Below are 17,145 nucleotides of genomic sequence, written 5' to 3'. Positions count from 1 at the left end.
TACGACCCAAGAAATGATTGACGGAAAGAGAGACCGGGCAGATGAATGCCCGCTTCCCCATTATTTAATTTAATCCCGGCTCGAAGGCCGGGATTTTTTGACAGTTCTTTTTCAGTGATCTTAGCCTGTTAATCTGTGGTTGCTGCTATCTAGATTGGCAAGCGATTGCTTTGACATCTCCAATCTCTTTTGCACCCTTTTCCGGGTTTGCGGCCGAAGCGTTTTTAAGATCCATTCCAGGTACAACTCCCGCTTTTCCTTGTCAGTCAGATAATAGCGCTCTTTGGCCGTTTTACGGGCCCGTTTCGTTACTTCCTGCAGGGCAAGCGCCGCTGCTACGGAAATATTGAAACTTTGCACAAAGCCATACATGGGAATGTAGAATTTGCCGTCCGCCAAGTTGGCCGCTTCTTCCGAAATTCCCTTGTGCTCGTTGCCGAAAATGAGTACGGTGGGCCTGGAAAGGTCGATCTCCTCGACCGGAACCGCGCCATCCCCAAGATAAGTAGCGTAGATTTGATAACCCTCCGACTTCAGATCTTTCACCGCTGTTTGCAGGTCTGGCTTCTTTTTGATCGTTAGCCATTTATGGGCACCTTGGGTAATCTTCTTACTCGGTTCAAACGGTTGATTCCCGGTGACAACGGAGATATTCTGGATACCAAAGGCATCCGCAGTCCGCAGAACCGCTGCCTGGTTGTGTCCGTCATCAACAGCCTCAAGCAACACCGAGATATATCTTGTACGTTGATTCAACACCTGAAACAATCGCATCAACCGCTCAGGCCGAATCATTTCCAATATCCAGCGCTCTTTTTCCTGGACTATACCGGTTTCCAGCAGCATTTGTATACAATCGTTTTCTTTCATTAACTCTTGGAACCTGACTGTTGATACTCGCAACTTCTACCCCCCTCTCCCATATTGTTGATACTCTTTGCTGCTCGGATCGGGTTGAATAGAAGCTTTATTCACTGAAACTTTACTACAATTCCTTGGTTTGCGCAAATGACCTAGTTATTTCCTACCCTTATCCCGGGTGCGCCAATTGGGGAATCTGGAATCGCTCGCCTTGGGTTATCGTCGTCTGTGCTTGTCAGCTGATGGGTACCATGGTTGTCGATATATCGGTTCACGAATCCGGCTCATCCTGCCGGTCTTTTTTCTTTTTTGGGAGGAAACCGGACGGAAATGCGGAAATGTTCATACGATGATGCGGGGCAAGTTGTCGCGGGAAACAAATTACGGAGGGATTGTACAACCCATGCAATCCAAGGGATACATGTTGTTTTCCGGCACGTCCAACCCGAAACTGGCCGAGACTATCGCATCCTGTTTGAAGAAGCCATTGGGCAGTGTGCGGATCAACCGCTTCAAAAGCGGGGAAATCTACGTTCACTATGAAGAGAGCGTGCGCAATGCCGATTTGTATATCGTGCAGACCTTTTCCCATCCGGTCAACGACCATCTGATGGAACTCCTGATCATGGCGGATGCCGCCAGAAGGGCTTCTGCCCGTAGCGTCAATGCGGTGATTCCCTACTTCGGTTATGCCCGTCAGGAAAAGAAAGACGCACCCCGGGAGCCGATCACGGCCAAAGTGGTGGCCGATTTGTTGACGGTGGTCGGGATTGATCGCGTCATCACCATCGATTTGCACGCACCCGCCATCCAGGGATTTTTTCACACGCCCGTCGATCATCTTACCGCACTGGACCATATGACGGAATATCTCAAATCAAAGAACATCATGAAACCGGTGGTAGTCTCACCTGACGCGGGAAGGGCCAAAATGGCGGAAAAACTGGCCACGTATCTGGACGCCCCGTTCGCGATCATGATGAAGAAGCGACCGGCCCATCATGAGGCGGCGATCACGCATATTATCGGCGAAGTGAAGGGGCGAACCCCCATCGTCATCGAGGATATGATCGATACCGGCGGTACGATTGTGAGCGTCGTGGAGGGATTGCTTGCCAAAGGTGCCGAACCGTCGTACGTGTGTGCCACCCATCCTGTTTTTTCCGATTATGCGTGGGAACGGTTGGTCCATCCCGGCATCCGGGAAGTGCTCGTCACGGACACGCTGCCACTGCCGGAGGCGGTGTCCTCGCCCAAACTGAAAGTGTTGTCGATGGCGCCGTTGTTGGCGAAAGCAATCGATCTGATCGAACGGGGAGGGTCGATCAGCACATTGTTCCGCGGGGGAATGTAAACCTGTGTGAAATTGTGGTATAATCTTTCCAAAGTTGATCACCAAATACCGACCACCAGCTTGTAACAGGTGCTGGGTGGGGGGAAAATATGAAAAAACAAGAAGCAAAATGGCGAAACCAATCGAGAAAAGTCGTTCGGCTTCGCATGGATGCCGGATTTTTCTTTGAGCGAGCGGTTCGCTCGCTGGACAAGCAAAACTACCCCAAAGCATTGAAATATTTCCGTCTGGCAGTGGAGAAGGAACCGGACAACCCCATCAATCACTGCAATTTGGCGGGGATTTTATCCGAGATGGGGCGGTTTGAGGAATCCAATGAAGTGTTGGAAACCGTGCTGAACGAAATCGATCCGGAATTGCACGAGTGTTTTTTCTACATGGCGAATAATGCGGCCAACATGGACGATTTCGAGTTGGCCGAAGAATATTTGATCACCTATTTAGAGAAAGACCCCGACGGCGAATTTGCCGAAGAAGCGGAAGAAATGCTGCAGATGCTGGCTTACGAACTGGGGCGTCCTCCGCGACGTCCGGAGCGCGTGGATCGTCCAGAATGGTTCGTCAAGCACGATACGGCCCGCAAACATTTGGAAGAAGGGCGATTCGTTCTGGCCACCCAACTGCTGGAGGAACTGGTTGAAGCGCATCCCGACTTTTTGGCCGCACGTAACAATCTGGCATTGGCCTATTATTACACGGGGCAGTTTCAGCAGGCGGTGGACACCATTCATCAGGTGCTGGAGACGGATCCGGGCAATTTGCATGCATTATGCAACTTGGCTGTGCTGTATCAGCACCTGGGACGTGAACCGGAGCGGGACCGTTTGGTTGATGTCTTGAAAAAGCTCGTTCCCACGCATGTGGAGCATCTGTACAAACTAGCCACCACATTGGGCATTCTGGGCGAACACGAAGCAGCTTACGAAGCATTTCACCGTCTGCTTCTGATGGATAGTCAGCCGGAACCCAGCTTGTATCATTATCTTGCAGCCGCATCGATGAACACGGGTCGCTGGCGCAAGGCACAAAAGTACTGGAGTATCGCAGCCGAGATGGACCCTGATTCTCCCGTGCCCAAGTACTATCTGGGCTTGTTGAAGGAATCGCGTCTGGAACGGCAGGAGCTTCCGCTGATCAGCTACCATTATCAGTTGCCGTTTCACGAGCAGGCAAAGTCGTCGGAGGACCAGGCGAACCCCGTACCTGAGCAATTCCGTGTCAACCCCTTGGTCCGTTCGTCATTTTACTGGGCTCTTCAACACGGGGACAAGGAGACGAAACAGCAAATCCTGCAGTTGTTGGGCTGGATGGCGGATGAGGAAGTGGAGCAGATCCTGCGCCAGTTCCTGTTGAGTCCGGATCATGAGGATGAACTGAAGAAAACGGCCCTGATGATCTTGTATCAGATGGGGGCCAAAGGTCCTTACCATGTCCGGATGGGCGGTGCTGAACACGTCATTTCGGGAGAACAATTGGCCAAGCAAGCCAGTGAGATCCAAGTCTGGCGACAAGTGCTGGAATGCTGTTTTGGCCACATGAAAGGGTGTTATTCTGAGGCGTTGCTCCAAGACGCTCAGATCTTGTGGACCACCTTTTTGACGCAAAAACAGAAGGAGTTGCCCACCGTCAGAAAAGTGGAAGGCTGGGCGGCTGCCTTGGAATATGTGATTGCCAAGCTGCACGGACAAGGGCGGACACAAACAGAAGTGGCGGAAAAATACGGCGTGTCCCCGTCCACAGTCGGCAGACACGCTCGTCAGATGGAACAAACATGTGCACTGAGCCGCCATTTCAAGGAGATTTCCACCCGCTCAACCGAATAATCGGCATCTGGCGTTGACATCGTGAGGTTGTAAGGGGGAGAGTGCGATGGAAAAATTGAATCAGCAGTCGTTTGCACAGTTTATCGCATCAGGAAAAAAAGTGGTGGAGTTCAATGCCGGTTGGTGCGTGGACTGTAAACGCGTGGCACCTTTTTTGCCTGAGATCGAGAAAAAGTTCTCTTCCAACTTTCAGTTTGGCGAGATCGACGTGGATGAATCACGTTCCATCGCAGAACAATATAATGTAAGAGGGATTCCAACATTCATCGTGTTCGAGGACGGGCGGGAAACCGGCCGTCTGCCGAGCCGGGAGGCCAAAACTCAGGAACAGATTGAAACGTTTCTGGAGCAGATGGCCAAGTAAAGGGTAAAGAGTGTGGGCCGTTTCTCAGTTGAGCGGCTTTCAGGCGTGCCTGACAAATGGTGAAAAGAGACACGCCTTTGTGAAACAGTTCCCGCCGAGGCGGAGGAAACGCCAACAGGTGGGAACGTGTTTTAAATAGGCCCTGTTTTGGCTTTTTTCAAGTTATCGACGGCAGCAAAACGGGTATACAGGAGTTGGAAAGGTTCCATCTTACATCCCACCTTCGAATGTGGGATGTTTGCATGCGATTGTATAACCAGAGGGAGGATTGGCTGTGGTAGAAGAAAAGGTATACGACGTCGTGATCATCGGTGCCGGCCCTGCGGGCATGACAGCTGCAGTGTATGCTGCGCGTGCCAATTTGGACACCGTGATGATTGAGCGGGGGATCCCAGGGGGGCAGATGGCTAATACAGAGGATATCGAAAATTATCCGGGATTTGAGCATATATTAGGTCCGGACCTCTCCAACAAAATGTTGTCCCATGCCCAAAAATTCGGGGCCAAGTGCGAATACGGCGACGTGAAACGAGTGGAGGACGGTCACCCGTACAAAAAAGTGATCACTTCCAAGCAGACGTATCTGGCCAAAGCGGTGATTGTCGCCTCCGGTGCGGAACACCGGAAGTTGGGCGTACCGGGAGAAGATAAGTTGTCCGGGCGTGGTGTTTCCTACTGCGCAGTGTGTGACGGTGCGTTCTTCAAAAACCGGGAGCTCGTGGTGGTCGGTGGTGGGGATTCGGCCGTGGAAGAAGGCGTCTTTTTGACCAAATTCGCCAGCAAGGTGACGATCATTCACCGGCGCGACAAGCTTCGGGCGCAGAAGATCTTGCAGGAACGCGCATTCAAAAATGAAAAGGTAGACTTCATCTGGAACACCGTGGTGGAAGAGATTATCGGCGACGAAGTGGTCAAAGGCGTCAAGCTGAAAAATCGGGTAACCGGTGAAGTCTCCGAATTCTCCTGTGACGGGGTGTTCATCTATATCGGTATGGAACCGTTGTCCGCTTGTGTTCAGGATTTGGGGATTACCAATGAGGAAGGATACATCCTGACTGATGAACGGATGCGGACTCGCATTCCGGGCATCTTTGCAGCCGGAGATGTGCGAGAAAAAACGCTACGACAAGTTGTCACGGCTACGGGAGACGGTTCGATCGCCGCGATGGAGGCACAGCATTATATTGAAGAATTGAACGAACAATTGTAAAAGGAAGCATCGCATCAGACGGCGAGAAGCTAAAGACCATGACGGGAACTCTCCAGTGCGGATCACCGTTTCGATAATTGAGGGACATGTCAACGTCCAAACGGATCGAAGCAGTTGCGCATGAAATGGAGAGAAGGCGCATCTGGTGCAAGTTTTTTCGCCGCCGGGGCGCCTGTCCGGCGGTATTTTTATGTCCTGACTATCGACCGTATTTCCGCGACAGGGGAGAGCAACATGAAAAACGACGGATTCCTGTTTTCCAAAGAGATTGCGTCGTTGATCATTCCGAAAGAAAAAGTGGTGACGGTGGCGCCCGACTGGACATTGGAGCGGGCATTGTTGGTGTTGATGCGGCGCGGATACGCATCGGTACCGGTGATCAATGAAAACGGGGAAGTCGAGGGATTGATCAGTAAGACAAACATCTTGGACTTCATGATGTCCAAAGGAGATTTCAACTTCCAGATGCTCCCTCATCATCGTGTGTACGAAGCAATGAACAAGAATCACTCCGGAATCATGGCCAACTCCATTTTCTCTTTCGCTTTTGAAGTGCTGATCGATCGGCCCTACATTCCGATTATCGATATGAAAAACAAATTTATTGGTATCTTGACCCGGCGGGTATTAATGCAAAAGGTGACCGAGTATTTTCAGCAGGAGTTTTGGCAGGCGATGCAAGCGGACTCACATCCCGGAACAAAGCGGGAAGCGCGAGAATCCGATTCCATTTTGCCCCGAAGATGACGACCGGTTCGATTTTTCCACGCCCACAGGATATGACGAATCGTCTCAGCGGGGGTCATCCCCGCTTGTTTTCTTTTAAAAAAAATTTACACGTCAGGAATTAGAATGATATGCTAAAATCCAGAGGTGAAAGCGGATGCAACGTGTGGCCAATTGCATTTTGCGGGACCGGAACCGTGTGTTGTTGCTGCAAAAACCGCGACGCGGATGGTGGACCGCTCCTGGTGGCAAAGTGGAACCCGGCGAGACGCTGTTGGAAACCGTTCAACGTGAATTTGTCGAAGAGACTGGACTCACCCTGATCCAACCGCGTTTGCGCGGGGTATTTACGATGTGTGTGCGGGATGGGGATCAGTTGGTGCAGGAATGGATGATGTTTACTTTTTATGCGGATCGCTATACGGGTTCGTTGCTGCGGCACACAGAAGAAGGGATTTTGCGTTGGCATCCTGTGGAAACGATCAGCCGACTGCCGACAGCACCCGGGGATCGGTTTGTGTTCGGCCCGATCGCTTCCGGCCAGGACCTGCTGATTGGGCGTTTTACGTATACGCCGTCGGAGGAACTGATTGATTACACGTTTCACACCGGGGCAGAAAATGTGCTTGCTTGACCCGTTTTCTTCATTGGAGTATAGTCATAGCAAGTCGCAAGACCATTCAGACGAGGGGTATGGAGGAATGGAAGCACGTTACATCGGGATCGATTTGGGTGGTACAAGCGCCAAAATTGGTGTGGTCGACGGAGAAGGGAATTTGCTGAATCACACAGAGGTTCCAACGTTTGGAGAAGGGCCCGAACCGGTTCTGCAACGTGTGGTGGAGGCCGTGCATGAGGTGACGACCCAATCCGGAGCCTCATGGGACCAAATCGTCGGCATCGGCATGGGATTGCCGGGGTTTTTGGACCTGGAGCGGGGGGTGATCAAGCGGCTGACCAATTTACCGTGGGAAAACGTTCCCATCGTGAAACGATTGGAAACGCTTTGCAGGCGACCGGTTCGCATCGACAATGATGCCAATGTCGCTGCATTGGGCGAATCGTGGAGCGGTGCCGGAGCAGGAGTGGACGACATGGTGGCGATCACGCTGGGAACCGGCGTTGGCGGTGGTGTGATTGCGGGAGGCCGTTTGATCCATGGAATATCCAACGCTGCCGGGGAAATCGGTCATGTTTGCGTCGAGCCGGGGGGCGCGCGTTGTGGATGCGGTCAGTGCGGTTGTTTGGAAACGATTTCTTCAGCTACCGGCATTGTCCGACTGGCCAGAGAAGCGTTGGAAAAAGGGGAGTCCACCGTATTGGCTGAAACGGTCCAAACCGGAGAGCTGACCGCCCGAGATGTGTTTCAGGCGGCGGAGCGTGGCGATGCGGTTGCTTCCCGGGTGGTGCAGACGGCTGTCGATGCATTGGCGCGGGTGATGGCCATGATTACGGTTGTTCTGAACCCCGCGCGGTTTGTCATTGGAGGCGGGGTTGCCCAAGCGGGTGATACGCTGTTCCAACCGCTTAAGGATGCTTACCGGGCACATGCGTTACCGAGCGCGGCAGAGGGTGTGGAAATCGTGCCTGCGAAGCTGGGCAACAACGCAGGCATTATCGGTGCCGCTGGTTTGATCGCGAGACGAGAGAATCCGGCTTCCTCTTCCTATACGAGGTAGAAGCCGTTAGTGGGGTGATAACGATGGATGCAAAAAAGGAGATCAACCTGGTTGTCATCACCGGGATGTCCGGAGCGGGCAAAACGGTTGCCGTACAAAGCTTAGAGGATCTCGGCTTTTTTTGCATCGACAACTTGCCGCCTATATTGCTGCCCAAATTCGCAGAGTTGTTGGAGCAATCGAAAGGGAAACTGCGTCGGGTCGCGCTGGTGATCGATCTTCGCGGTCGGGATTTCTTTTCTTCACTGTTTGAGTCGTTGGATACGCTGGAAAAGCATCACGGCATTCATTATCATATCCTTTTTCTGGACGCCAGCGACCAGACATTGGTGCGACGGTACAAAGAGACGCGGCGGCGCCATCCGTTATCCCCCGACGGGACACCATTGGACGGCATCACACAGGAACGGAAGTTGTTGGAAGAAATCAAGGGGCGTGCACACCAGATCATTGACACCAGTTCGCTCAAACCGGCGGAGCTGAAAGAAAAGATCGCGTCCCGTTTCGGTTCGGTCGACACCAATCCGTTTTCGGTTACCTTCATGTCGTTCGGGTTTAAATACGGAATTCCAATCGACGCTGATTTGGTTTTTGATGTCCGTTTTCTCCCCAATCCCCACTATGTCGAATCGTTGCGTCCCCATACAGGAAGAGACCAGGATGTGTTTGACTACGTGATGAAGTGGGAGGAAACCAAGCAGTTTCTTGAGAAATTGGAAGACCTTCTGCACTTTCTCCTTCCTCATTACCACAGGGAAGGGAAAACCCAATTGGTGATCGGCATCGGTTGTACGGGAGGCAAACACCGTTCCGTTGCGATTTCCGAATATCTCTGCCAAAAGTTCCGGAAACAAGCGCATTGCCAAGTGATACATCGGGACATGGAGAAAGATAGGTGAGCGGTCGGGATGTCAGCGATGGTGAGGAGAAAAAGGAGGTATCGCCGCCTGCGCATCGTAGTCATCGGAGGGGGTACCGGGCTTCCCGTGATCTTACGCGGCCTCAAGAAATTCCCGGTAGACATCACGGCCATTGTGACGGTGGCGGACGATGGTGGAAGTTCCGGCCGTTTGCGCAACGACATGCAGATGCCGCCACCAGGGGATATCCGCAATGTATTGGTCGCACTGGCGGATACGGAACCCCTCTTGGAAAAGGTGTTGCAATATCGGTTTAAGAATGGGGAAGGACTTGCCGGCCACACGTTGGGCAATTTACTGATTGCCGCCATGAACGATTTGACGGGGGGATTCACCCGCGGGATCAAGGAATTGAGCCGAGTGCTCGCCGTGCGCGGTCGCGTGTTGCCTGCCAGTGAGCAGGACGTGGTGCTGATTGCGGAAATGATGGACGGCACCATCGTCCGGGGGGAGTCCCAGATTCCCAAAGCGGGCAAAACGATTCGGCGTGTCTTCTTGGATCCGCCAGACCCACAGCCGTTGGAAGAGGCATTGCACGCCATTGCCGAAGCAGATGGGATCGTAGTCGGACCGGGGAGTTTATATACCAGTATCCTGCCCAACCTGTTGGTCAAAGGAATGGCGGATGCGATTCGGGCATCGCAGGCGAAAAAAATCTACATCTGCAACGTCATGACCCAACCGGGGGAGACAGACGATTACACAGCGAGTGATCATATCGCCGCCATCCACCGGCACGTCGGCGAGAGATTCTTCGATGTGGCCATCGTCAACAATGAGTTGCCGCCGCCTTCCATCCAGAAGCAATACGCGGAAAAAGGGGCGATTCCTGTTTTGCCTGATACCGAACGCATCCGACAGCTCGGTTGTGAAGTGATCGCAGATAATTTATTATTGTACCGATCCGTGTTGCGTCACAACGCGAGCAGGATTAGCCGCCACATCATCCGGCTCTTGCGCGACCGGGTGTACCAGCGTCATGGTATGTGAAGGATGATGAATTATGTCTTTTACTTCAGCAACCAAAAAGGAATTGACCCGCATCGAATCGGACACCTGTTGCCGGCGGGCGGAACTGTCTGCATTGGCGCGCATGAATGGGGTGATGCAGATTGCCCGCCAGCGCATCGTGCTGGACATCACCACGGAAAACGCCGCCATCGCCCGGCGTACCTATGCGTTGATCAAGGACCTGTATCAACTGCAAGCCGAGGTGCTGGTCCGCAAAAAGGTGCGGTTGAAAAAAAATAATGTCTACCTCGTCCGTTTGTCTGTTCGAGCGAAGGAAATCCTGCGCGATTTGCGTATCCTAGGGGAAGGGTTTGAGCGGGTCAAAGGAATCGCGCCGGATCTGATCGAAAAAAACTGCTGCAAAAGGGCATATTTGCGAGGGGCATTTCTGGCCGGCGGATCAGTCAACAATCCGGACAGCGGTTCTTATCATCTGGAGATTATCTCCACATACCACGACCACAGTGAAGCCCTGTGCCGCCTGATGAACCGTTTTCGTTTGCATGCAAAAATCATCGAGCGGAAAAAGGGGTTTGTGGTCTACATCAAGGAAGGGGACAAAATCGGTGAGTTGCTCAACATTATCGGTGCTCACCAGTCTTTGCTCCGTTTTGAAGATGTCCGCATCATGAAAGATATGCGCAACTCGGTCAACCGACTGGTCAACTGCGAGACGGCCAACCTGAATAAAACCATCCAGGCGGCCATGAGGCAAATTGACAATATCCAGTTAATCGACCGGGAAATCGGATTGGATAACCTGCCGCATCGTTTGCGTGAGATCGCCGAAGTCCGGTTGCAACATCCCGACATTACGCTCACAGAACTGGGACAAATGCTGCCAGGCGGGAAAGTGAGCAAGTCGGCCGTCAATCATCGCTTGCGCAAACTGGACGAAATCGCGGAACGTCTCCGCCGCAAATCGGGCGGAGAATAACGGAAGAGGCTCGGGGGAAACCGCTTCAACCCATTTTAAAACCACCCACAAAAGGAGGAATATCCTATGGTTGAAAAAAAAGTAGTCGTTCAACTGCGGACCGGTCTGCATGCCCGGCCGGCTGCCATGTTTGTGCAGGAGGCCAACAAGTACACCTCGGATATTTTTGTGACCAAAGGCGATAAAAAGGTGAACGCCAAAAGCATCATGGGTATCATGAGTCTAGCGGTTGCTTCCGGAACCGAAATCACCATCTCCGCCGAAGGAGCTGACGCCGAGGAAGCGGTGAACGCATTGGCGGAGATCGTCAGCAAAGCGGATTGATCGATCCCCACACCTAATCGGTGTGGGGATTTTTTTGTGCCAGTTTTCAAATAAGACCAAATATTGGTATGATAGTAAAAAAGGGATAGGGTTGGCGGGAGGCGAAAAAGATGAGGGTGCCGACAGCAGGTTCGGTGGAGTCTATCAAAACTGAACCTTCGGTCTGGGGAGTGTTATGGGCGCCGGATCTGCAATGGGAGCGGATTCGGGTCAAGCCGGTCTTTGGTGGTGCACTTGCTGTGTTGGCATTGGCGGAGACTTTGTTCGGTGCGTTGACGGGGTCTCTCCTTAGTCACAATCCTGCTGTTGCCGCTTCACTGTTGCAGGCGGGTTTTCCTGAAGCATGGTTGAGCCCGTTTCTCGCGTTGTTGATCGGATTGTTCAGTTTGATCGGAATTGTGGTGAACGCTCTGATCGCCAGTAGCCTTACTTGGTTGATGATGAAAGGGTTGGGAGGACAAGGGACATTTCGCCAGCTCTTTTCCCTGCAGACACATCTGTTGGTTCTCATGGTGTTGCAAACCGCTGTCGGTGTCATCGGTCTCATGGTGACCGACGGTTGGTTGACGCAACCGCCCAGCAGCTTGGCCGCTTACATACCGGTGGAAGGTGGATGGTCCGGGCTTTTGATGACGCTGGATCTGTTCATGATCTGGCGGTTGCTGCTGTTGGCACGGGGGATGCGGATCATCTGCCGATTGTCAGTCGCCCGATCGTGGGTGGTTGCGGGTCTTCTGTTTCTACTCGATGTAATCGTCAATACGTTGTCCTCATCATGATCAACTTGATAACAGGAAGAGGAGCATGAGAAATGGAACAGTCCAGCGCCCGTTGGTGGACGGCAGCATTGATCATGCAGATGCTGATCGTGCTATATTGGGAAGTCACGGAGTCTGTGGATCTGTTCCCATTTAACGATGTGCGGAGGAATCATTGGCGGGATAGTGTAAGTGCCAGTTTGGCAAACGATGTTCCCAGGCTGCTGATCCTCGCCGTTTTCTGGTTTGCTCGTAATCAGTGGCAACGCAAATGGTATCGATTTTTCCTCTTTTCTGCCGGAGTGTATTATCTGGTTTTTCTCGGATTGCAGATCCGGGTGTGGTACCCGCGTTACCTATGGGGTGCTACCCCCGAGGAAGCGAAAGCATATGCAGAGAAATTCGTTCAAACGATCAAGCTCCTTCCGACGTACGGAAATCATTTGCCGCCGGATCTTCAACATCATGTACTGCAGTTGATGACGGTTGCCATTATCGTTGTCATGTTCGTGTTGGCGGGAAAATTGGGACGGACCGAATCGATAGTGAGAGAACAAACACACCGTATCGTCGGCTAGGATATAAAACCGAAGTGAAGTGGGTTCCATCATACATTGATGGAGCCCATTTTACGGTGGCACCGGATAAAAAACCGAAAAAGAGTTGCCAAAATGGACAAGGAAAACGAAAATGGAAAGGAAAGATGATTTGCCCGTAGAGATCGGGTAAAAGATAAAGGGAGGAATTCTCCCGAACGAAACGACATTGAAGAAAGCAAGATAGGAGTGGAATGGCATGCCTTCCCATCAACCCCAGGTGGAACCGTTTGTGATGGTGATATTCGGAGGAACGGGGGATCTTGCCAGACGCAAGCTATTTCCGGCTTTATATGGCCTTTTCCGAGATAAAAAGCTTCATGAACGATTCGCAGTGATCGGCGTAGGCCGCAGACCGATAACAATGGACGAATTTCGCGACACGGTGCGGAAGGCGATTGACGAGCATTCACGTTTGGAACGTGAAGAAGCGGGGTGGGCCGATTTTGTGGCTCGTTTTTATTACCAGCCGCTAAATGTGAAGGATGTTTCCGCCTATGCCCAACTTGGCGCATTGATGGAGCGGTTGGAAAATGAATGGAATTTGCCCGGCAATCGGTTGTTTTACTTGGCGATGGCTCCCGATCTGTTCGGCACCGTGTCCATGAATCTGAAAGTGTCGGGATTGACGGAGACGAACGGGTGGAAGCGGCTGATCATCGAGAAGCCGTTCGGACACGATTATGCGTCGGCCAAAGAATTGAACGATCAGATCCGGCAAACCTTTGCTGAGGAGGAAATCTACCGGATCGATCACTATTTGGGTAAAGAGATGATCCAAAACATCGAAGTGATCCGCTTTGCCAATTCCTTGTTCGAGCCGTTGTGGAACAACCGCTACATCGACAACATCCAGATTACCGCCAGTGAGACGGTCGGCGTGGAGGAGCGCGCCGCCTATTACGACAAGGCGGGAGCGCTTAGGGACATGGTGCAGAACCATATTCTCCAGATGATCATGATGGTGGCGATGGAGCCGCCCAGCCGGCTGGTACCGGAAGCGATACATGACGAGAAAGTGAAAGTGCTCCGTTCCTTGCGCCGCCTGGCGGAAGAAGAAGTGAATCAATACATGGTTCGCGGGCAGTATCAGGCGGGAGTTTTGGACGGGCGCGCTGTACCGGGTTACCGGGAGGAGGAGAACGTTGACCCTCATTCGCTTACTGAAACCTTTGTGGCCGGAGAATTGTATGTAGACAATTTCCGTTGGTCCGGTGTGCCGTTTTACATCCGTACAGGCAAACGAATGGCGCAAAAATCTACGGAGATCGTCATTCAGTTTAAAGAGATGCCCAAAAACCTGTATTTCAATAAAAATGGCGATCTCGGGCCCAACCTGCTCGTCATCAGCATCAACCCGGTTGAAGGGTTGCATTTTGTGTTGAACGCCAAAAAGCCGGGTGCCGACAACGAAGTGGTCCCCATCGCTATGGCGTTCTGCAACGATAGGGGCGGGTCGCCGGAAGCATACGAACGATTGATCGGTGATGCGATCGAAGGAGATAAGACATTCTTCACGCATTGGGATGAAGTCTCACTGGCATGGAAATTTGTCGATCCCATCCGGCGGGTGTGGGATCTGCAAGACGAGTCGACCTTGCACCCATACCGGGCCGGAACGTGGGGACCGGATGCGGCGCATCAGCTTTTGAGCAGAAGAGGCGCACATTGGTGGCCGTCCCGGATTCAGGGTACACTGCCCGTCGTGCAAGGGAATCGGGCTATCGAAATCGTCACGTGCAAGTAATCGGTGGAATTCTACGATGTCATGGGGAGGTCTTTATGTATAAGGTATACGACGTATCCGCACCGATCTATGAAGGAATGCCCGTTTACAAAAACAAACCGGAGAAACAACCGAAAATCCGTGTCGTCCAAGACTTTGATACTGGCAAAGTAAGGGAATCCCGAATCGATTTGGACGCACACACCGGGACTCACGTCGATTCACCGTTGCATATGGTGCCGGAAGGCGGCACGATGAAAACCATCCCGTTGGACCGTTTGGTCGGACCTTGTCGGGTGTTAGAATTGACGCACGTGGAAGGTGGCATCACGCGTGAGCATCTGGAGCCCTACGGTATCCGGCAAGGCGAGTTTGTGCTGTTCAAAACGCGCAACTCCCTGGAGGATGCCTTCAACTTCGAGTTTATTTTCCTGGCCGAAGACGGCGCCCAATATTTGGCTGAAATCGGTGTTCGCGGCGTCGGGATCGACGCTCTCGGAGTCGAACGTAGCCAACCCGGCCACCCCACGCATAAAACGCTGTTTGCGGCCGATATCATCATTGTCGAAGGGTTGCGCCTCGCTGAAGTGAACGAAGGCCAATATTTCATGGTGGCCGCTCCGATCAAGCTGGTCGACACCGAGGCGGCCCCGGCCCGGGTCTTGCTGTTGGAAGGTTTGTCGTGGTGAAAAAGGAGTTCGATTGGCAACATCCCGCATCGGATGCGGGATGTTTTTCTTTTTGTATCCCGTAGTATATTTGCGGAACTTTCAGGGTGTGGCGCACTCCGATTTTTCTTACTGCATAAGTTGAATCAGCGGGTGTTCATCTTGAGTACAATACTCAACTTTGTCAAGATTCACGGTGAATTGGAGGGAGATACCATGGACTTTATTTCTTGTTTACACCGTTCATTTCAGAATCTCCATCGTCCTGACGTATGGCGTCTTCGGCAAGTGATTGAGCAGTTGGGCTGCACACGGGAACGGATCTCCCCGTTGATCACAAAACCTCAACCGCCTTTGAGCTACGGAAGGAATGTCGTATTTCGATCAGATCAGTTCGAAGCGATCGTGATTCATCTGCCTCCTGGGACGGGAACCCCGATTCACGATCACGGGAACTCGATCGGTTGTGTCCGTGTGGTAGCGGGAACGTTGGAAAATAGGGTGTTTACGCTAAGTCCAGGCGTTTCCGAACCGGTGTTGTCTTCAACCGGATGCCATCTGCCGGGGGAATCTGTATTGATTGGGCCTGGATTGATTCATTCCATGCGCAATGCAGGAAAGGAACCGATGATCTCATTTCATGTGTATACCCCGCCGTTGGAAAACGCGAAGCAGTATTCGTGACTGGGTACGCTCGCCCTGATTCTCATCTCACTTATCCCCAGAGTATCCCTCAACGTACCAAAATCAAGCGGTGATTTTCCTCATATTTCAAAGTAAAATTAGGAATAATCCCATGATTGTCAATCGACATCGGAAAGAGGTGGATGAGGGTGGGTGCGCCTGTTATTCAGGAACATTCCATCAATAAAACGCGTTGGCCACTGTGGGTCGGGGTGGCTGTTTTGACCGTTGCTGTACTGATCGCGCTGGGGGTTGCAGTAAATGGATTTCTCAGCAACGCATCCTCGTTTTTGGAGATGGAGCCGGGAGTGAAGCTGGCCAACGAGGTGGATAACCAGACGCTAAAGACCCTGCGACAGCGTCACCTGTTGCAACAGGGGGAAGAGTTGATCGCGTATTATGATCGGTCATTAGATATGGACGGTTCGGAAATTGCCCTGCTGACCTCCAATCGTCTGGTGTATGACCAACATGGACGGATCACATCCGTGCCTCTCACGGAGATCCGGGATATCACTTTCGGTCAATATTCTGACATCGATGGCAAATGGCAACGCATCGAAGTGAAATATCAGGATTTTCACCGTATGAAGGTCGAATTTGCGCCATTGGAAGGCGGGGAGGTGTTTTACCGGGCACTGAAGGACGTGTGGCAGGCGAAAAAGATACAACCGGCATCTGATGGAAAAGGAGGGAACGGAGGACGATGAGTTGGACCGTGAACCCGATCGGCGTGGTTCGCTCCCCGATCAGTGAAGCTAAGGACGAGAAATGGGGAGGTGTGGAGTCGGACATCGAGCTGTTCTCCCCATTTAATTGGGGATTGAAGGGGTTGGAGGAATTCTCTCATCTGTTGGTGGTGTTTTGGCTTCACCAGGCCGACTTTCATCCTGAACGGGACCTGATTCGCCGTCCACAAGGAAGAGCAGACATGCCGGAGACGGGTATTTTTGCCCAGCGGGCTAAACATCGGCCCAATCCGATCGGGATCACTGCGGTCTCCATCGTAGAAGTGGGGGAAAACCGTGTTCGGGTACGCGGGTTGGATGCGATCGACGGGACGCCGGTGCTCGATCTGAAACCGTTCGTACCCGCTTTCGATCAGGTGGAGTGTGCCCGTATACCGGACTGGTTGGATCGGTTGATGAAGACATACTTTTGACGCGGTCAATGGAACAAACGGCCGATCATGGCCAACAGCATAAACAGGGCGACGACCATGCATAACCAGAATAATCTGCGTTCGTGTCGATCCCATTGGTTTTTCATGATGACCTCCAATCAATGTCGTTCCTTGTTATTTTGTTCTAGATTGTATCTGGTAAATCCGTGAGGGAGCAAATGCTTTCCCAGGTCAGCGACTTAACAAGCCCGGCCGAGGTCCCGGAGCGCAGGACTGAAATCACGGGCAACTTCCTCTGGGCGAAGCGTACTTTGCCCGCGTCCTGCGCACCGGGTCGGAGCGACCATTACCTACTTCCTTGCAGGGCGCAGGTGGAGCGAT

General features: G+C 52.3%; 19 protein-coding genes. 18 read left to right on the top strand and 1 reads right to left on the bottom strand.

Going from position 1 to position 17,145, the window contains the following annotated elements:
• Positions 1 to 120: 120 nt before the first annotated feature.
• A complete protein-coding gene (locus tag NWF35_RS10615; RefSeq protein WP_301239078.1) occupies positions 121 to 870 on the bottom strand; it encodes a TrmH family RNA methyltransferase in 750 nt (249 codons plus the stop codon).
• 394 nt (positions 871 to 1,264) lie between these two features.
• Between NWF35_RS10615 and NWF35_RS10610 the strand changes: the two genes are divergently transcribed.
• From NWF35_RS10610 to tsaA, 18 genes are all read left to right on the top strand, one after another.
• Positions 1,265 to 2,215, top strand: a complete 951-nt coding sequence (locus NWF35_RS10610) for a ribose-phosphate diphosphokinase (RefSeq protein ID WP_301239077.1) — start codon at positions 1,265 to 1,267, stop codon at positions 2,213 to 2,215.
• Positions 2,216 to 2,304: 89 nt separating this feature from the next.
• Positions 2,305 to 4,038 carry a tetratricopeptide repeat protein gene (locus NWF35_RS10605; protein ID WP_301239021.1) on the top strand — a complete coding sequence of 578 codons (1,734 nt, stop codon included), beginning with the start codon at positions 2,305 to 2,307 and terminating at the stop codon, positions 4,036 to 4,038.
• A gap of 46 nt (positions 4,039 to 4,084) precedes the next feature.
• A complete protein-coding gene (locus tag NWF35_RS10600) occupies positions 4,085 to 4,402 on the top strand; it encodes a thioredoxin family protein (protein ID WP_301239020.1) in 318 nt (105 codons plus the stop codon).
• A 274-nt stretch (positions 4,403 to 4,676) separates the two neighbouring features.
• Positions 4,677 to 5,612 carry a thioredoxin-disulfide reductase gene (trxB, locus tag NWF35_RS10595; protein ID WP_301239019.1) on the top strand — a complete coding sequence of 312 codons (936 nt, stop codon included), beginning with the start codon at positions 4,677 to 4,679 and terminating at the stop codon, positions 5,610 to 5,612.
• 234 nt (positions 5,613 to 5,846) lie between these two features.
• Positions 5,847 to 6,359: a CBS domain-containing protein gene (locus NWF35_RS10590; RefSeq protein ID WP_301239018.1), complete on the top strand. Its 513-nt coding sequence runs from the start codon at positions 5,847 to 5,849 to the stop codon at positions 6,357 to 6,359.
• A 136-nt stretch (positions 6,360 to 6,495) separates the two neighbouring features.
• A complete protein-coding gene (locus NWF35_RS10585; protein ID WP_301239017.1) occupies positions 6,496 to 6,972 on the top strand; it encodes an 8-oxo-dGTP diphosphatase in 477 nt (158 codons plus the stop codon).
• A 67-nt stretch (positions 6,973 to 7,039) separates the two neighbouring features.
• On the top strand, positions 7,040 to 8,017 hold the full coding sequence (locus NWF35_RS10580; protein ID WP_301239016.1) for an ROK family glucokinase: 978 nt from the start codon (positions 7,040 to 7,042) through the stop codon (positions 8,015 to 8,017).
• A 23-nt stretch (positions 8,018 to 8,040) separates the two neighbouring features.
• Complete coding sequence (rapZ, locus tag NWF35_RS10575) at positions 8,041 to 8,916, top strand: RNase adapter RapZ (protein ID WP_301239015.1); 876 nt, start codon at positions 8,041 to 8,043, stop codon at positions 8,914 to 8,916.
• A gap of 18 nt (positions 8,917 to 8,934) precedes the next feature.
• The gene (locus NWF35_RS10570) at positions 8,935 to 9,927 is read left to right on the top strand and encodes a gluconeogenesis factor YvcK family protein (protein ID WP_435873876.1); all 993 of its coding nucleotides are present in this window, start codon (positions 8,935 to 8,937) and stop codon (positions 9,925 to 9,927) included.
• A 13-nt stretch (positions 9,928 to 9,940) separates the two neighbouring features.
• A complete protein-coding gene (whiA, locus tag NWF35_RS10565; protein ID WP_301239013.1) occupies positions 9,941 to 10,885 on the top strand; it encodes a DNA-binding protein WhiA in 945 nt (314 codons plus the stop codon).
• 66 nt (positions 10,886 to 10,951) lie between these two features.
• Positions 10,952 to 11,209, top strand: coding sequence for an HPr family phosphocarrier protein (locus tag NWF35_RS10560; protein WP_301239012.1), 258 nt, complete (start codon positions 10,952 to 10,954; stop codon positions 11,207 to 11,209).
• Positions 11,210 to 11,319: 110 nt separating this feature from the next.
• Positions 11,320 to 11,988, top strand: coding sequence for a YknW family membrane protein (yknW, locus tag NWF35_RS10555; RefSeq protein WP_301239011.1), 669 nt, complete (start codon positions 11,320 to 11,322; stop codon positions 11,986 to 11,988).
• 32 nt (positions 11,989 to 12,020) lie between these two features.
• Positions 12,021 to 12,545, top strand: a complete 525-nt coding sequence (locus NWF35_RS10550) for a hypothetical protein (RefSeq protein WP_301239010.1) — start codon at positions 12,021 to 12,023, stop codon at positions 12,543 to 12,545.
• 217 nt (positions 12,546 to 12,762) lie between these two features.
• Positions 12,763 to 14,310 (top strand): glucose-6-phosphate dehydrogenase, encoded by a 1,548-nt coding sequence (zwf, locus tag NWF35_RS10545; RefSeq protein WP_301239009.1) that lies wholly within the window; start codon positions 12,763 to 12,765, stop codon positions 14,308 to 14,310.
• Between the two features lie 35 nt (positions 14,311 to 14,345).
• Positions 14,346 to 14,978, top strand: coding sequence for a cyclase family protein (locus tag NWF35_RS10540; protein WP_301239008.1), 633 nt, complete (start codon positions 14,346 to 14,348; stop codon positions 14,976 to 14,978).
• A 195-nt stretch (positions 14,979 to 15,173) separates the two neighbouring features.
• Positions 15,174 to 15,641: a cysteine dioxygenase gene (locus NWF35_RS10535; RefSeq protein ID WP_301239007.1), complete on the top strand. Its 468-nt coding sequence runs from the start codon at positions 15,174 to 15,176 to the stop codon at positions 15,639 to 15,641.
• Between the two features lie 149 nt (positions 15,642 to 15,790).
• Positions 15,791 to 16,351, top strand: a complete 561-nt coding sequence (locus tag NWF35_RS10530) for a hypothetical protein (RefSeq protein ID WP_301239006.1) — start codon at positions 15,791 to 15,793, stop codon at positions 16,349 to 16,351.
• Entirely contained in the window at positions 16,348 to 16,803 is a 456-nt protein-coding gene (tsaA, locus tag NWF35_RS10525) for a tRNA (N6-threonylcarbamoyladenosine(37)-N6)-methyltransferase TrmO (protein WP_301239005.1), read from the top strand. Before NWF35_RS10530 ends, tsaA begins: the two co-directional genes overlap by 4 nt.
• The last annotated feature ends 342 nt before the right edge of the window (positions 16,804 to 17,145 follow it).

This window comes from Polycladomyces subterraneus (assembly GCF_030433435.1).
GTDB classification, from domain to species: Bacteria; Bacillota; Bacilli; order Thermoactinomycetales; family JIR-001; genus Polycladomyces; species Polycladomyces subterraneus.
This window is presented reverse-complemented; position numbering and strand designations above follow the sequence as displayed.

What these genes read in the sequence shown, in the direction of transcription:
- NWF35_RS10615 (WP_301239078.1), bottom strand. Translation starts at nt 870, where the DNA reads ATGAAAGAAAACGATTGTATACAAATGCTGCTGGAAACCGGTATAGTC.
- NWF35_RS10610 (WP_301239077.1), top strand. Translation starts at nt 1,265, where the DNA reads ATGCAATCCAAGGGATACATGTTGTTTTCCGGCACGTCCAACCCGAAA.
- NWF35_RS10605 (WP_301239021.1), top strand. Translation starts at nt 2,305, where the DNA reads ATGAAAAAACAAGAAGCAAAATGGCGAAACCAATCGAGAAAAGTCGTT.
- NWF35_RS10600 (WP_301239020.1), top strand. Translation starts at nt 4,085, where the DNA reads ATGGAAAAATTGAATCAGCAGTCGTTTGCACAGTTTATCGCATCAGGA.
- NWF35_RS10590 (WP_301239018.1), top strand. Translation starts at nt 5,847, where the DNA reads ATGAAAAACGACGGATTCCTGTTTTCCAAAGAGATTGCGTCGTTGATC.
- NWF35_RS10585 (WP_301239017.1), top strand. Translation starts at nt 6,496, where the DNA reads ATGCAACGTGTGGCCAATTGCATTTTGCGGGACCGGAACCGTGTGTTG.
- NWF35_RS10580 (WP_301239016.1), top strand. Translation starts at nt 7,040, where the DNA reads ATGGAAGCACGTTACATCGGGATCGATTTGGGTGGTACAAGCGCCAAA.
- rapZ (WP_301239015.1), top strand. Translation starts at nt 8,041, where the DNA reads ATGGATGCAAAAAAGGAGATCAACCTGGTTGTCATCACCGGGATGTCC.
- NWF35_RS10570 (WP_435873876.1), top strand. Translation starts at nt 8,935, where the DNA reads ATGGTGAGGAGAAAAAGGAGGTATCGCCGCCTGCGCATCGTAGTCATC.
- whiA (WP_301239013.1), top strand. Translation starts at nt 9,941, where the DNA reads ATGTCTTTTACTTCAGCAACCAAAAAGGAATTGACCCGCATCGAATCG.
- NWF35_RS10560 (WP_301239012.1), top strand. Translation starts at nt 10,952, where the DNA reads ATGGTTGAAAAAAAAGTAGTCGTTCAACTGCGGACCGGTCTGCATGCC.
- yknW (WP_301239011.1), top strand. Translation starts at nt 11,320, where the DNA reads ATGAGGGTGCCGACAGCAGGTTCGGTGGAGTCTATCAAAACTGAACCT.
- NWF35_RS10550 (WP_301239010.1), top strand. Translation starts at nt 12,021, where the DNA reads ATGGAACAGTCCAGCGCCCGTTGGTGGACGGCAGCATTGATCATGCAG.
- zwf (WP_301239009.1), top strand. Translation starts at nt 12,763, where the DNA reads ATGCCTTCCCATCAACCCCAGGTGGAACCGTTTGTGATGGTGATATTC.
- NWF35_RS10540 (WP_301239008.1), top strand. Translation starts at nt 14,346, where the DNA reads ATGTATAAGGTATACGACGTATCCGCACCGATCTATGAAGGAATGCCC.
- NWF35_RS10535 (WP_301239007.1), top strand. Translation starts at nt 15,174, where the DNA reads ATGGACTTTATTTCTTGTTTACACCGTTCATTTCAGAATCTCCATCGT.
- tsaA (WP_301239005.1), top strand. Translation starts at nt 16,348, where the DNA reads ATGAGTTGGACCGTGAACCCGATCGGCGTGGTTCGCTCCCCGATCAGT.